Source organism: Vibrio phycocola (assembly GCF_054404255.1).
Genome location: NZ_JBTAMQ010000001.1, coordinates 316,438 through 330,587, shown reverse-complemented (window position 1 = coordinate 330,587; position 14,150 = coordinate 316,438). Strand labels below are relative to the sequence as shown.

General features: G+C 44.1%; 15 protein-coding genes. All 15 read right to left on the bottom strand.

The genetic code is table 11. The annotated features are described in order from the left end of the window. The 15 genes from cobW to cbiM all read right to left on the bottom strand — a co-directional run bounded on the left by cobW (position 1) and on the right by cbiM (position 14,135). Positions 1-1,092 (bottom strand): cobalamin biosynthesis protein CobW, encoded by a 1,092-nt coding sequence (gene cobW, locus ACXJY6_RS01620; protein WP_458767052.1) that lies wholly within the window; start codon positions 1,090-1,092, stop codon positions 1-3. Continuing rightward, entirely contained in the window at positions 1,079-1,882 is an 804-nt protein-coding gene (gene cobM, locus ACXJY6_RS01615; protein ID WP_456051404.1) for a precorrin-4 C(11)-methyltransferase, read from the bottom strand. The genes cobW and cobM overlap by 14 nt, the downstream gene beginning before the upstream one ends. Before the next feature lie 123 nt (positions 1,883-2,005). Beyond that, the gene (gene cobJ / locus ACXJY6_RS01610; protein ID WP_456051403.1) at positions 2,006-2,791 is read right to left on the bottom strand and encodes a precorrin-3B C(17)-methyltransferase; all 786 of its coding nucleotides are present in this window, start codon (positions 2,789-2,791) and stop codon (positions 2,006-2,008) included. Positions 2,792-2,799: 8 nt separating this feature from the next. Then, complete coding sequence (locus tag ACXJY6_RS01605) at positions 2,800-3,633, bottom strand: cobalt-precorrin 5A hydrolase (RefSeq protein ID WP_456051402.1); 834 nt, start codon at positions 3,631-3,633, stop codon at positions 2,800-2,802. Continuing rightward, a complete protein-coding gene (gene cobI, locus ACXJY6_RS01600; protein WP_458767050.1) occupies positions 3,630-4,373 on the bottom strand; it encodes a precorrin-2 C(20)-methyltransferase in 744 nt (247 codons plus the stop codon). Before cobI ends, ACXJY6_RS01605 begins: the two co-directional genes overlap by 4 nt. Beyond that, positions 4,366-5,673 (bottom strand): precorrin-6y C5,15-methyltransferase (decarboxylating) subunit CbiE, encoded by a 1,308-nt coding sequence (gene cbiE, locus ACXJY6_RS01595; RefSeq protein ID WP_458767049.1) that lies wholly within the window; start codon positions 5,671-5,673, stop codon positions 4,366-4,368. The genes cobI and cbiE overlap by 8 nt, the downstream gene beginning before the upstream one ends. Next, complete coding sequence (locus ACXJY6_RS01590) at positions 5,673-6,314, bottom strand: precorrin-8X methylmutase (RefSeq protein ID WP_456051399.1); 642 nt, start codon at positions 6,312-6,314, stop codon at positions 5,673-5,675. Before ACXJY6_RS01590 ends, cbiE begins: the two co-directional genes overlap by 1 nt. Beyond that, complete coding sequence (locus ACXJY6_RS01585) at positions 6,311-7,063, bottom strand: precorrin-6A/cobalt-precorrin-6A reductase (protein ID WP_458767047.1); 753 nt, start codon at positions 7,061-7,063, stop codon at positions 6,311-6,313. The genes ACXJY6_RS01590 and ACXJY6_RS01585 overlap by 4 nt, the downstream gene beginning before the upstream one ends. Further along, on the bottom strand, positions 7,060-8,226 hold the full coding sequence (locus tag ACXJY6_RS01580) for a cobalt-precorrin-5B (C(1))-methyltransferase (protein ID WP_458767045.1): 1,167 nt from the start codon (positions 8,224-8,226) through the stop codon (positions 7,060-7,062). The genes ACXJY6_RS01585 and ACXJY6_RS01580 overlap by 4 nt, the downstream gene beginning before the upstream one ends. 5 nt (positions 8,227-8,231) lie before the next feature. After that, positions 8,232-9,677, bottom strand: coding sequence for a cobyrinic acid a,c-diamide synthase CobB (locus ACXJY6_RS01575; protein ID WP_456051396.1), 1,446 nt, complete (start codon positions 9,675-9,677; stop codon positions 8,232-8,234). A gap of 16 nt (positions 9,678-9,693) precedes the next feature. Then, a complete protein-coding gene (locus ACXJY6_RS01570) occupies positions 9,694-11,463 on the bottom strand; it encodes an ATP-binding protein (RefSeq protein WP_458767043.1) in 1,770 nt (589 codons plus the stop codon). Between the two features lie 9 nt (positions 11,464-11,472). Next, the gene (locus ACXJY6_RS01565) at positions 11,473-12,162 is read right to left on the bottom strand and encodes an energy-coupling factor ABC transporter ATP-binding protein (protein WP_458767041.1); all 690 of its coding nucleotides are present in this window, start codon (positions 12,160-12,162) and stop codon (positions 11,473-11,475) included. Beyond that, the gene (gene cbiQ, locus ACXJY6_RS01560; RefSeq protein ID WP_458767040.1) at positions 12,146-12,940 is read right to left on the bottom strand and encodes a cobalt ECF transporter T component CbiQ; all 795 of its coding nucleotides are present in this window, start codon (positions 12,938-12,940) and stop codon (positions 12,146-12,148) included. Before cbiQ ends, ACXJY6_RS01565 begins: the two co-directional genes overlap by 17 nt. Beyond that, a complete protein-coding gene (locus ACXJY6_RS01555) occupies positions 12,940-13,527 on the bottom strand; it encodes a NikL family nickel/cobalt ECF transporter subunit (protein WP_458767038.1) in 588 nt (195 codons plus the stop codon). Before ACXJY6_RS01555 ends, cbiQ begins: the two co-directional genes overlap by 1 nt. Continuing rightward, positions 13,524-14,135: a cobalt transporter CbiM gene (gene cbiM, locus ACXJY6_RS01550; protein ID WP_458767036.1), complete on the bottom strand. Its 612-nt coding sequence runs from the start codon at positions 14,133-14,135 to the stop codon at positions 13,524-13,526. Before cbiM ends, ACXJY6_RS01555 begins: the two co-directional genes overlap by 4 nt. Between the last annotated feature and the right edge of the window lie 15 nt (positions 14,136-14,150).

Sequence of the window (14,150 nt, the reverse complement as noted above, 5' to 3'; positions counted from 1 at the left end):
TTAAACCTCAGCCGTTTTCAAAATGCGTAGTACTGCTGCTTCATCTAAGCCTTTACCAATTAAGACTAATTGTGTGCAAGGGGTTTCTGAAGCGTCCCATAATCTATCAAAGTGTACATCTAAACGCTTGCCTACGGCTTGTAACACTTGGCGCATCGGCTTATTTTCTACTGCCGCAAACCCTTTTACACGGAACAAGTTAAAGGTATTCAGTAGTTCCGTGACACTGCTTTTTAATTTTTCTGCATCGACCTTGCCTAAACTGACAACTATCGAGTCAAAGTGGTCATGAGCATGATCATGGTGTTCGCCATGTGCATGGTGATGATCATGATGATTATGCACTTGCTCGATGTTTTTTTCAGAGGCGGCATTGATGCCAATCAGTACCTCTATTGGCACATCACCATGATTGATATATGCGGTTTTTACCGAGTCGGGTAAACGCTTTTCAATAACCGATTTCACGGTTTTCTGGGCATCTTGATCTAACAAGTCACTTTTACTCACGACCACTAAATCAGCTGAATTTAATTGATCATCTAATAACTCTTGTAAGCTTGGATCATGATCTAAGCTATCATCGAGCGCGCGCTGTGCCTTCACCTTCTCTTCATCTGCAGCAAATCGCCCTGCAGCAATCGCTGGTCCATCAACGACTGTGATGACTGCATCAACTGTGCAATGCTCTTTAATACCCGGCCAATTAAACGCTTGTACTAATGGCTTTGGTAAAGCAAGTCCTGATGTCTCGATCAAGATATGATCTATCTGATCACGGCGCTCAACCAATTTTTCCATCACTGGTAAAAATTCTTCTTCTACGGTACAACAAATACAGCCATTCGCTAATTCATATATTCCATCATCTCCACCAATGAGCTCTGCTGTTTCATCTTCACATTCGAGTGGACAGCTACGCAGTAATTCAGAATCAATATCTAGCTCGCCAAATTCATTCATAATCACAGCAATACGCTTGCCTTTGGCTTTTTTAAGTAGATTAGCCAATAAGGTCGTTTTACCACTACCCAGAAAACCAGTTACTACGGTCGTCGGAATTTTATTTAATAAGAGATTACTTGCTGACATTATGTTCCTCTAACTCTTCAAGGGTGAGCTCGCCTTTACGACGGCGAAAAATATTGGGCTTATCTTTATGGTAAAGATAAGAATCATTAAAATTGTCTGTATCTAACACGTGCCCAACTAAAATAAGTGCGGTAAGTTTAAAACCTTTCGCTTCTACTTTTTCAGCAATATCCCCTAAGGTTCCAGTGACCTTATCTTGATCCGGCCATGAGCTCCGATAACACACCGCTACAGGGCAATCTTCACCATAGTGAGGAAGGAGTTCCGCGACAATTTTTCGTATTTTAGTGACCCCTAGATGGATCGCAAGGGTGGCGCCACTTTGTGCTAATTGTGGTAAACGCTCACGCTCTGGGAATGGAGTTTTACCTTCATAGCGCGTCATAATCACAGTTTGTGACACACCAGAAAGTGTTAGTTCTTTGCCGAGATAGGCGGCAGATGCTGCCATTGCACTGACACCTGGTATCACTTGATAATCAATATTGTGTTTTTCAAGACGACGGATTTGCTCCGCAATTGCACCATATAATGCGGGATCACCGCATTGCAAACGCGCCACATCTTTTCCGGCGTTGGCCGCTTCCACAAAGTAAGCTTCCATTTCATCAAGGTTAATTTTGGCAGTATCAACAATCAATTCTGCACTTTCCTCGACATCTTGTAACAGTTGCCGTGGAATCAATGATCCTGCATATAACACAACTGGACATTGCTTAAGTATTCGTGCACCTTTAATCGTCATAAGTTCAGGATCACCTGGCCCTGCACCAATAAAATAAACGGTCATGTTTCATTCCTTAACACTATTTGTATTCTGCCTATTACGCTAAAGCTGCGTATTTCAGCCAGGCTCAACATTTATGCAAAACCATGCTCACCCTCTCCATACAAGGGTAAATTGGGCAACAGTCTATAGTTTCTTTTTATAACCTCGTGGCGTGTATACCCACTCTTTTTGGCCATTAACAATATGCCTTGATTCGCTGTTACCTACGCTCACCAAAGTGAACATATCAACGTCTTTCGCATCTAATTCATCTAAACGGATGATACGAATACTTTCATCTTCTCGAGTAAGTTGCCTTCCTAATAACACGGGAGTTGAAGCTGGGCGATATTGTAATAACACATCTCGGGCATGGTTTAATTGCCAATCGCGCTTTTTAGATACCGGATTGTAAAAAGAGATAACAAAGTCCCCTTCTCCTGCGCTATGAATGCGTTTATCAATTGTTTCCCACGGCGTTAATAGATCGGATAAGCTAATCGTACAAAAGTCATGCCCAAGCATCGCGCCAACACAACTTGCTCCCGCCTGCATCGCCGAGATTCCCGGTATTACTTGAATTTCAACCTCTAACCATTCAGGGTTCTGTTGATCGCCCTCAAGTTGTCTATCAAGTAATTCAAAAACCAATGTTGCCATCGCATAAATGCCAATATCACCACTTGAAATAAGCGATGTTGTTTTACCGCTGGCAGCTAAATCGAGTGCTAATCGTGCTCGCGCAATCTCTTCCCCTAAAGGTAAATCATGGTGTACCTTGTTATTACAAGGTGCCCCTAATAAGTCCAAATAAAGCCCATAAGCGACTAGATCCGTACTTTCCTCAATCGCTTGTAATGCTTTCGGCGTGACTAACTGCGCATCACCCGGCCCCATGCCAACAATAAAAAGTTGTTTTTTACTATTCATTTCATTCCTTACTTTATGTGACTATTTTGACCGGACTCGGTGCACTCAATAGCACAGCTTTTATTGGCCTTATGGTAACTTCTCGCAATAGAGCATGTTGCCTGTCTATTTTTATGCTTATTCAGTAATAACTCACTGCCATTATCGGTATATTGTTGCGCTTGATATAATGCCGCCGATTCTGCCACACCATACACGCCAACGGTCTTCAATATATAATCCGATTTTGTCGATAACCGCTCTTCCATCTCACTTAACTGTGCGGCACTAAACGTCAGATACGGCTTACCTAATGTTGTAGCCAGTGACATTAAGCCCACTTCATCGGCTTTAATATCAATGCTACAAATGGCACTCACATCCTCAAAGGTCAATCCGGCTTTAATTAAACATGCTTCCAGTAATGACGCTAACACCGCTTCTGGACAGTCACGCTCACACCCCATGCCCACGACATAGACCGGCTTGATATAACTGTTCGCCGTGGTGATCACTACCTGATTATTCAACTGTTCAGAGACTTGCCGCGCGAGCTCATTCGCGCCACCTTCATGCCCTGAAAGTAATGGGATCACGAATTCACCTTTTTCATCCAACACGAGTACGGCGGGGTCAGAATATTTATCATTCAGCACCGGCGCTAAGGTGCGCACTACAATCCCCGTGGCACAAATAAAGATAAGCTGCTGACCTTGCATAAAGCACTCTTGCACAACCTTGGTAAAAGGAGTGGGTTTAAAACAGATACTCACCGGCCCAGAGAGTGACGTTTGCATCAAGCTGTGCTTTAAACGCCGTGCCAGCTGCAAACCAGTGTCGGTCAAACACACAATCGTAATCATTCGCAAGGCTCATCACGTGTTATAACAAACAATGAAAAATAAGGACCCGCTTGATCGGCTAGCTGGGATAAGTCACTCACCACCTGTTGATTATCACGGCTGATATACTCTAAATACTGCGCGTCATCAAAGCGATTGGTTTCTTTTAACAGGGTTAATATGCGCGCTCTCTCTTGTCCTGCTTTCATAATAACCACCGCATCATGTTCACATAATGCCGCTTTAATTTTTTGATCACTGTGGCGCCCTGTGACCACGGCAAATGATTGCTTAAGCACTGTCAACGGTTGCTTTAATTCAGCGGTTGCGGCAACGAATGCGGGAATACCGGGGATCACTTGAGAAGCGTACTGGCTATCTAAACGAGCTAATAAATAAGTAAATGAACCAAAAAAGAGTGGATCACCCTCACATAAAAACACCACTTTTTTACCTGTTTGCAGTTGCTCATGTATTTTTGATATGGCCTTATCATAAGCAGCATTCGCCGCGGCTCTATCACGAGACATCACAAAATGTATTCCTAAATGAGATTGTGTTTTACGTGGTGCTTTAAATGCTTCAGCGGCAATCGACAATGCATGTGACTGCCCTGATTCGTTTTCTAAATAACAAACAACATCTGCATCTTGAATCGCACGAAATGCTTTTAAAGTTAATAATTCCGGATCGCCAGGTCCAACACCTACGCCAATAAATTGCCCAATACCTGACGAGCTTTCAGAACATGCCTTATTCACTTTCACTTCCTTTGTTACATGGCTTTAGGTTGCACTTTGTAAAGCTAAATAAACTAACGGGCAATGCTGGCTGATAAGCCAATTGTTCCGCCAGACTTCTGCTCTTGCTTACCGCGATTTGTAACGTTTCTAATTCACTATCGTGTTGATTTTCGCGTTGCTCATAAAAGGCTAAGCATTGTGACTTGGTTTTTTCCATCACTGCAGATACTAGGATTTGCCCACCAGCAGGCAATTGCTGCCAAAGTGTCTCAAGTAAATGAGGAAGTTCACCATCACTGCCACCAATAAATATTTTGTTAGCAGCAGGTAATGAGGTCAGTGCATTAGGTGCACGCCCCCACGTCGGATACAAGTTACTCACCACACCAAATTTTTGTTGGTTGTGAATTAAACAATCAAAGCGTGCTTGATGGTGCTCAATGGCATAAATCGATGCCTTTGGCTGCCAATATGCCAACTCAACTGACACCCCGCCACAACCTGCTCCAATATCCCAAATCACATCGTCATTAGCGGGTTGGAGCAATGACAAAATCGCTAAACGCACTTCGCGCTTGCTGATCATTCCTTTACTGCCCAACTCACCTGTTTCAAAATCGGTATCCTTAATACCAGGAAACTCGGGTAAGTAACCGCCATTTCGTCCACATTCAATAAACGACACATGCAATGCGTCAAACTGCCATTCGCCACTCAGTAATGCTTCAACAGTAAAGTGAGTAATCTTTTGATCGCTATAACCTAAACGCTCTGCGACAATAATCCTCGCATCCGTAAACCCCGTTTGTAGACAAATCTCAGCAATATGTTGAGGCTGGCTATGCTTATCGGTAAGCACTAATAAGGTACGCTGTGCTTTTAAAGCTTGCTTTAATTTTGCTAGCGGGCGGCCATGTAAACTCAACACAACAATATCTTGCTGAGCGACACCTAAACAGTGACAAGCCTGTGTGATGCTCGAAACAGCAGGAAAAAATTGCACCTGTGCGTCATCGCAATGCTTAGTAATCCAGCTGCCTATGCCATAAAAGAGTGGGTCGCCAGATCCTAAAACAACGACTGCCTGAGCACGTACAATTAACGATTTTAACGCAGCTAGTTTTGGCATTAGCGCCACTTTAGAATGATAAGCATCATCACTAAGGTGGGCTTTGATGGTCAATAATTGCCGTTCCGAGCCAATAATTAATTGCGCAGATTGTAAAGCTGCCAACGCCTCTTGGGTTAACAGTGCGGTTTCAGCCACCCCCAATCCAACCACGCTAATAGTACGAGGATTTGTTATGTTTGCTGACATTAGTAGAATTCACCATTGATACAGCGTAGCAAGGCGTTACAGGTCGCACTAGAAACCGCACTGCCGCCTTCTTTACCGAGTAAGGTAATGCATTCGATCCCCAATGCTTGATGATGCTCCCATAACGCTTGTTTTGATTCAGCCGCCCCAACAAACCCAACAGGCATGCCAATCACTAGCGCAGGTTTAGGTGCCCCTTCAGCGATCATTTCCAATAATCGAAATAGTGCAGTCGGTGCATTACCTATCACTACAATACTGCCTGCTAAATAGGGTAACCAATCCGCTAATGCGGCCATCGTTCGCGTTTCTCCTGTCGCTTTGGCCCGAGCTGGCACACCTTGAGCATTTAAAAAGCACAACGGTTCGGTTTTAATCATGCGCTTGGTAATGCCCTGCTTGACCATTTCCACATCACATAAAATTGCCGCTCCGTTTTGTAACGCTTTTATCCCCGACTGGCACGCCTGTTCGCTTAATTTGACATGTTCCGCGACGGCTGGAATACCAATGCTATGTACGATACGCATCACCACTTGCTGTGCTTCTATCGATAAATGATCTAGTTCTGTTAACGCCCGTATTTGGCGAAAACTTTCTTGCTCTATCAAGGCGGGATCGTGGATATACTGAAACTTCATGTTATTTTCTCTTGCTTTGCCAAGTCACTTAATAACGCAACACAACTTGATCTATTATCAACCTGATAAGTTAATGGCTTAAGCTGTGGGCGTTGAAATTGATAAACAGGGATAGCAGCTTGCGCAGCGGCTTGAATTTTTGCGTAAGTCGCTTCACCTCCGCTATTTTTACTAATGATCACATCGATATGATGCTCCACCAGCAACGCTTTTTCTTGTGCCAATAAGAAAGGCCCTATCGCCTTTAACCAAGTGACGTTCTCTGGTAGCGCCACTTTCGCTGGCATTGCCGTCCGCAACACAATATGTCGTGCTTTTTTGGCTAAAGCATCAATGGTTGATTGACTGATTTGTCCTGCGGTAACAAAAACACACTGATGACTTGCGATTTGTGATATCACCTCTGACCATTGGCTTATTTCAATCCAATGATCTTGCTCTGTTTTGGGCCAAGGCAAACGATGAAAGCGAATGGCGGGAATAGAGAGGTCCTCACTCACCTGTGCAATACGGTTGCTCATTTGTTGCGCAAAAGGGTGCGTTGCATCTACAACATGACTAATGCCCTGATCGTGAAGATAACGCGCTAAGCCACCAAACTGGGTAAACCCGCCACTAATAACAGCACACGGCACCGTTGCTTTGCGAACAAGGCCGGCAATACTGTATACAACATCAACCCCTTGTTCGTGCAATGTTGTAGCTAATTTACGGCCATCTGCCGTCCCGCCAACAATTAACACTTTCATAGTGCTATCTCTTGCCTTTGATTAATCGCGGCTAACTGTTCTGAAGTGGCACCATTGCTATTGGCGACAAACTTGCCTTTTCTATCCACGGCCCAGACTTCAACCTCTATCGACTCGTGAACAATATCGGTGGCAACGGTGAGTGCGCGTTGACAAATCTCTGCCGCAATATCAATTTCAAGGGCTTGGCATTGATTAAGCACTTCGATAGTCGTATTGGCAGCGAGGATCTGCTGTTGTACTTTTTCACTCGCACCTAATGATTGTGCAATGTCGGCAAGCTGGTGAAAATCGATACTGGATTGGCGACTATTGAGATCCAAGTGACCATTCGCTAATTTGGTTAACTTTCCAAAGCCTGCGCTGATACTGAGCTTAGTAATGCGATAGCCTGTTTGTGCTTGTTTTTTTTCACGACGCAGGTATTTCAACATTGCCCCAACAAAGTCGCCCATTTCTATCAAGCTCATGTCATCCATCCCATAGTGCGCTTTAATTGCACGTTCACTAGCATTCCCCGTCGAGGCCGCTATGTGTATCACGCCGTTGGCACGCGCCACATCAATACCTTGATGAATTGATGCGATATAAGCTGCACAGGAAAAAGGACGAACAATCCCCGTTGTCCCTAAAATAGATAGCCCACCGATAATACCTAACCGCCCATTCATGGTGTGTTGGGCAATTTGCTCACCATTTTCCACTCCAACCGCAACTTCAAAACCACCTTGATATTGATAAGTAAGTGCATAATGTTGCAGGTGGCTTATCATCATTTTACGTGGAACAGGGTTAATGGCTGGCTCTCCTACTGTTAGCACCAAGCCTTCTCGTGTGACCGTACCGACTCCGTCTGCCGCTTTAAAGGTGACGCCAGGCTGAGTCGTTAAGCGCAACTCCACAAAAACGGTGGCGCCGTGTGTTGCATCAGGATCATCGCCTGCATCTTTAACTGTTGCGGTGCGTACTCCGCCATCAATCTCCTGATAACTGATAATATCTAAATTTACTTTTTCACCACGAGGTAGAGTGATTTCAACGAATCCAGGTTGTTTATTCGCCAATAACGAACGCAGCGCAGCAACACAGCAAGCAGTAGCACAACTTCCTGTGGTTAAGCCATTACGTAATGGCTGAGCTGTTTCACTCGATTCTGGCCACATCGTAATTAGTTGCCTTTTGGATTAATACTGTTTGGCTGATTCGTAACCACAGCATGTTGATCATTTTCCCAAGCATCAAGCATCTCTTTATCTGCTTGTTGCAAGTGACCACAAAAAATATCTGCAATCAGGCGCGGGTTGGATGGAAAAAATAGATGCAGATAACTGGCGGTTAAATTTTTATGACGATAAATCGCCTCTCCCGGTGCAGGATGACGTTGCCGTTGACCATAACCTATAGGCTGCATATTCATGATTGCACGTGAGCGGTGATGCGCATGCCCATGGATCTCTCCTTCGGGTAATATCGCTTTTTGCATACCTTGGCAGCCACGTTTACCTGACATACTGCCGTAACCATTTAGTAGCCCCAACATAGTATGTTGCTGTTCTTGCAAATCCAGCAACGAATCCAAACAATATAGGAAACCACCACACTCTGCTAACACTGGTTTGTTGGCATTAAAAAAGTCATTAATTTGCTTATGCAATACACTGTTGTCCGCCAAGGTTTGTGCATATAATTCAGGGTAACCACCCGGTAACCACAATGCATCAGCTTGCGGTAGTTGCGTATCTTTCAAAGGAGAAAAATAGCGAAGCTTTGCTCCCATCTCTTCTAATAAGCGCGTATTAGCCTGATAAATAAAGCTAAATGCACTGTCACGAGCCACAGCAATGTTTTTTCCAACCAATAAAGCTTCAACAGTGGGCGTTTGTACACTATAAAAATCGACTTCCGGCGGTAAGGTTAGTAATCGACTGGCTTCACTCTTGTTTCCTTGCGCTCGATCTTGCCCTTCTAGCAACCACTGACAACCTAACGTAAACTTTTCTTCTAACTGCTCACTGACTTCACTGGCTTGCACTAAGCCTAAATGCCGCTCTGGTAATGCAATGTTTGGATCTTTTTTAAGGCAAGCAAGTAACGGCAATTTATCTGCCAGTGCGTCACTTATTAGTTGGGCATGACGCGCTGTACTGCAGTTATTAGCTATGAGTCCGTAACATTGATAATCATCTCGAAAATTAGCTAATCCTATCGCCACTGCCGCAGCCGTTTGCGCCATCCCTTTCACATCCATGACAATGGCAATCGGAATATTAAAACGCGCGGCTAAATCGGCACTGGACGGCTCGCCATCAAACAACCCCATCGCCCCTTCGACTAAGATGAGATCCGCTTGCTGAGCTGCTTGATACAATTTTTGTTGGCAATAAGCTTCCCCGGCCATCCACATATCCAACTGCTCAACATGCCCCTTTGAAGCTTGTGCAAGAATTTGCGGATCTAAATAATCAGGGCCTGTTTTAAACACTCGGACGACTTTGCCTTGGGAGGTAAAATAGCGTGCAATAGCCGCAGTGATGGTGGTTTTACCCTGACCAGATGCTGGGGCCGCTAAAAATAAGGCTGGGCATGAGGCTGTTTGAGTTACGTGATTATTCATCAATATACTCCCTACTTTATCCATTCATGGCGACATATTCAGCTGCTAGCTGCTGCGCCAAAACGGGCCCTCTCCCTCTCTTTACCACTGACTTTTCAATATCAACCAGTAAGGTGGGAACATTAAGCTTTAAATCATGAATGTCGGCGCGAGTTCGCCCATCAGTAATCAAATAACAAAAAAATGAAATGCCCGGATAACGCAATCCAAGTTGCTGAATAGTCAGTGCGGCTTTTTCTAGCATTAAGCGAAATGGTGTTCCTCCCATAGCACTAATATCATTGAGTAAATGATCCACCGATTTAGGCGCTCGTCGATCTTTCATCAGAACTTCAACTTGCTCATTACCAAACCCTAGCAAGGTAACTTTGTCACGTTGTAAATAGGCATTCTCCGTGATTTTTTTGACCACTGATTTTGCAAACCCTGACAAGCTATCGGTTAACGTTGATGCGGAAGTATCTAATAAAATCAAATGCATTTTCTGACCGCCCTGCTTGTCTTTTTTGAACACCCAACGTTGTGGCGGCCAATGATCTAAACTGTTGGCCAAAGTTGAAAACCAATTTGGTTTTTGGCTATCTTGATGAGCACGTTGCAACCCTCGACTGTTTTGCCCTTTATGTTGGCTTATCTCGTGACGCCTTGCTAACGAAGCATTCTTTGCTAGAGCATGATCAAGCGCAGATGGCAGTTCAATCGCAGAAGAGTTTGCTACTGTTTGGCTCTCAGCAGACTGCATCGACATCGCTCCCCAATCACCTGAGGCACCTGAGGTGTGATGTGGTTGCTCATTATCTTGTTCATCCTCAAGCTCATTGCGCTCTTGGGGACGTGAAAAAGGACTTTGTTGCTGATCAGACGGTTTATTATTATGGCCTGATGAGCCATTCCCCTTAGCTGGTGGGGTCATATTTTGCATCCGGTGTAATAACACCAAAGGGGCAACCTGCTCAATATCTTCCATTGTAACGGCATTTCGACCACACCACGCTGCATGCGTTAAGCTGGCACGGTGCATAATGATATCAGCACGTAAACCATCCACATGAGCGGACTGACAACGTGTCGCAATCTCGGTAAAACAAGCATCATCACAGGTTACCTGTGCTAATAACGTCTGAGCATCGCTAATTTGCTGTTGCAACTGAGCTTGCTGTTCATGGTACGCTTGGCAAAAGCCATCACTATCCTGTTCAAAGTGCTGTCGCGCCTTCATGATATTAATACGCTCTTCAACACTGTATTGGTTATCCAACTCGACCATTAACCCAAATCGGTCTTGCAGTTGTGGACGAAGCTCTCCTTCATCAGGATTCATGGTACCAATCAACGTAAACCGAGCCGCATGCTGGTGGCTGATACCATCGCGTTCAATAATATTCACACCACTACTGGCCACATCTAATAGCTGATCAACAAGGTGATCTGGTAATAGGTTAACTTCATCCACATACAATACGCCCTGGTGGGCTTTTTGTAGTAACCCAGGATTAAACTTTACTGCGCGATCTTGTAGAGCGTGATCCAAATCCAATGTACCAATCAGCATTTCCTCGCTGGCCCCTAAGGGTAACGATACAAATTGCGCGGCATTATCGACTTTATTCGGCAGTAAATCGGTAACGGCTTTCGCTAACGTTGATTTAGCACAGCCACGTGGACCGGATATAAGCACCCCACCAATGGCAGGATTAACCGTTGTTAATAACAGTGCTAATTTAAACAACGCTTGTCCTTGCACTGCACTAAAAGGAAAAATATGTGGGGTTACTTGATGGCTCATTGTGACTCCTCATGCCACTGCAATTGCAGAGGTAATTTGTTCAGTTAACTGACCTTCTGCTAACACAAGCTGGCGCGTCATTAACTGCTCTGAAAACAATTTATCATGAGAAACAATAATCATTGCCTGAGGTAATGTTTGTAAAACATGTAATAGACGCAACTTCGCTTTTTCATCTAAGGCATTGGTAGGCTCATCTAAAATCAACACATCAGGATCCATGGCTAACACACTGGCTAATGTGATCATGCGTTTTTCTCCTCCGGAAAGCTGATGCGTAATACGGGATTCAAATCCCTGCATACCCAGTTTTTTAAGGGTATCTAAGGAGATTTGTATCGCCTGTTGCTTTGAAAACCCTAAATTTAGCGGGCCAAACATCACATCTTCCAACACGCTAGGACAAAATAATTGGTCGTCAGGATCTTGAAAAAGAAGGCCTGCTTTAGCACGCATCCGGTTAAATTGCTTTTCACTTTCACAGCGTTCGCCAAACGCAATGACCTCGCCTTGTTTGGCTTTCTTTAGGCCGACCATTAAATGTAACAAGGTAGTTTTGCCCACTCCATTATCACCATGAATCACCACGCGTTCACCGGCATGTAAGGTGAAATTGACCTTCTTTAACACATTACCACGCCGTGGGTAGGCATAGCTTAAGTTATGTAATTGAATAAGTGGATTACCAGAATAAGTCATTAATATTCAGTCCAATGATTGATAGTAAAAAACACAAAAACAACAAACCAAAATACCCGTCAATACGAGATAGCGTCATATCATCACTTAGATAATATCGCCCGCAAAAACCACGACACTTCATCGCATCAGCAATGCGCTCAGCCCGTTCAACCGACCTAATCAACAACATACCAAATAAATAGCCGATACTTTTCCAAGTGTGAAGGTTGGTTTGTAATACAAAAGCGCGAGCCTGCATCGCACGACGCATACGCTTATATTCCTGACTTATCACTTCTAAATAACGCACCATAAATAACAATAAATGCACTAATTTATCCGGCACCTTAAAATGCGCTAATGCATGCCCTAAAGTAGACGCAGGCATCGTCGCGACCAATGCAAAAAGTACCAATAATACAGCATTCGCTTTAATAGTAATCAATAAAGCATGATTAAGTCCTTGCCAACTCGCTACCACTCCCCAAAGGCTAAAAATAGGATCGCCTGGCGTTGTAAAAGGCAAAACGAAAATAAGCATGAGCATAAAAAGGTCCATCGCCAGCATCCGACGTAAGGTACGCTTAATATCCAATCGACTGGCTTTCACTAATAAAAAGGCCCCTGCTAGTCCAAATAGTGTCGGCCAAAATGATTGGCTTAATACTTCAACAAAAGCAAAACCTGTCGCACTGACTACTCGTACACGAGGATCAACCCTATCAACCCATGATGCTCGATGCTTTAACGCCTGCCCGGACCATGACGTAAAGCTATGCTCAAGCTTCTCTGACATTAATGCTTCGCCTTTAATTTATGTTCTCGCCACAGCGCCAGCGCTCCGAGCAGGCCGAATATATAGCCAATACCGCCCAATATATCCCGTAAGCCTGATTTTTCTTTGAGTGATTGAATCTCTTTGCGTAATGGTTTTATTTGTTTAGCAATTGCCTTCTGAAGTTGTAAGTGATTAATGGATGAGTTAGTTGCAAGTGATACCGTCGCCGAATCAATACCTAATTGAGCTTGTTCTGATTCTGACATAGGGATAGTGAGAGCTGTACTATCAGGCAACTCTTCTGCCGGTAATTGCATGGTCAATTGATGACCGGCCCCTAAGTTCACTTCAAATACATGAGTTATTGATTGGGTTGCCTGAAAGGTAAAAAAGCCTTCATCATCAGTCAGTACTTCCCCTAGCGCAACGCCCGACTGAGTTGAGACTTTTACGACGCTGCCAGCACTGGCCATGCTACCATTTGAAAACCCAACTTCTCCTTCAATCGTAAATCCATCGGCATAGACTCCGCCGACCACATTATGCGCTGACGCGTTAACACAGCCGATCATCAGTAACATAACAAACCAATAAATACGCGTCATGATTGATGCCCTTTATCAATAAATTCAGGCTTAACCCTATGAATCAGATAAACAGCGGCATAAGAAACAAAGCCTTCTAGGATCATAATAGGAATATGGGCAGGTAACACCGCTTTGGCAGCCAAAATAAAAGATTCTCCCGATAGAGCTAATGACAATGCGACCATGGTTGCGGTCAGTGCAATTGATATCGCACCAGCAGCAGCGCCCCAGCACGCTGCAACATTGGCACTGTTGCTACGTATTCCGCGATAACAAAGGTAAAATACCAATACCGCCGGTAATGCAATATTGAGTGTATTCACACCGAGTACCAGTAAGCCGCCAAAGCCAAAGAATATCACTTGTAATAATAACGCCACCAGTAAGGCAGGAAAGGCAACCCACCCTAATAAAAGACCCAGTAACCCATTCATAATCAAATGAACACTTGAAACGCCCAAGGGCAAATGAATATAAGATGCAATAAAAAAAACCGATGCTAATACGCCAATTAAAGGCAGGCGTTCATAATCCATTTTTTTTAAGCCAATATAAACACCAATTGCTGTTAATGCAGCCCCACTAACAAGTACCGGCACTGATAAAGCACCATCAACAATATGCATTATTCTCTCTTAATA

Excerpts from the sequence above, each read along its gene's own strand:
- cobW (WP_458767052.1), bottom strand. The coding sequence starts at position 1,092 with ATGTCAGCAAGTAATCTCTTATTAAATAAAATTCCGACGACCGTAGTA.
- cobM (WP_456051404.1), bottom strand. The coding sequence starts at position 1,882 with ATGACCGTTTATTTTATTGGTGCAGGGCCAGGTGATCCTGAACTTATG.
- cobJ (WP_456051403.1), bottom strand. The coding sequence starts at position 2,791 with ATGAATAGTAAAAAACAACTTTTTATTGTTGGCATGGGGCCGGGTGAT.
- ACXJY6_RS01605 (WP_456051402.1), bottom strand. The coding sequence starts at position 3,633 with ATGATTACGATTGTGTGTTTGACCGACACTGGTTTGCAGCTGGCACGG.
- cbiE (WP_458767049.1), bottom strand. The coding sequence starts at position 5,673 with ATGTCAGCAAACATAACAAATCCTCGTACTATTAGCGTGGTTGGATTG.
- ACXJY6_RS01590 (WP_456051399.1), bottom strand. The coding sequence starts at position 6,314 with ATGAAGTTTCAGTATATCCACGATCCCGCCTTGATAGAGCAAGAAAGT.
- ACXJY6_RS01585 (WP_458767047.1), bottom strand. The coding sequence starts at position 7,063 with ATGAAAGTGTTAATTGTTGGCGGGACGGCAGATGGCCGTAAATTAGCT.
- ACXJY6_RS01580 (WP_458767045.1), bottom strand. The coding sequence starts at position 8,226 with ATGTGGCCAGAATCGAGTGAAACAGCTCAGCCATTACGTAATGGCTTA.
- ACXJY6_RS01575 (WP_456051396.1), bottom strand. The coding sequence starts at position 9,677 with ATGAATAATCACGTAACTCAAACAGCCTCATGCCCAGCCTTATTTTTA.
- ACXJY6_RS01570 (WP_458767043.1), bottom strand. The coding sequence starts at position 11,463 with ATGAGCCATCAAGTAACCCCACATATTTTTCCTTTTAGTGCAGTGCAA.
- ACXJY6_RS01565 (WP_458767041.1), bottom strand. The coding sequence starts at position 12,162 with ATGACTTATTCTGGTAATCCACTTATTCAATTACATAACTTAAGCTAT.
- cbiQ (WP_458767040.1), bottom strand. The coding sequence starts at position 12,940 with ATGTCAGAGAAGCTTGAGCATAGCTTTACGTCATGGTCCGGGCAGGCG.
- ACXJY6_RS01555 (WP_458767038.1), bottom strand. The coding sequence starts at position 13,527 with ATGACGCGTATTTATTGGTTTGTTATGTTACTGATGATCGGCTGTGTT.
- cbiM (WP_458767036.1), bottom strand. The coding sequence starts at position 14,135 with ATGCATATTGTTGATGGTGCTTTATCAGTGCCGGTACTTGTTAGTGGG.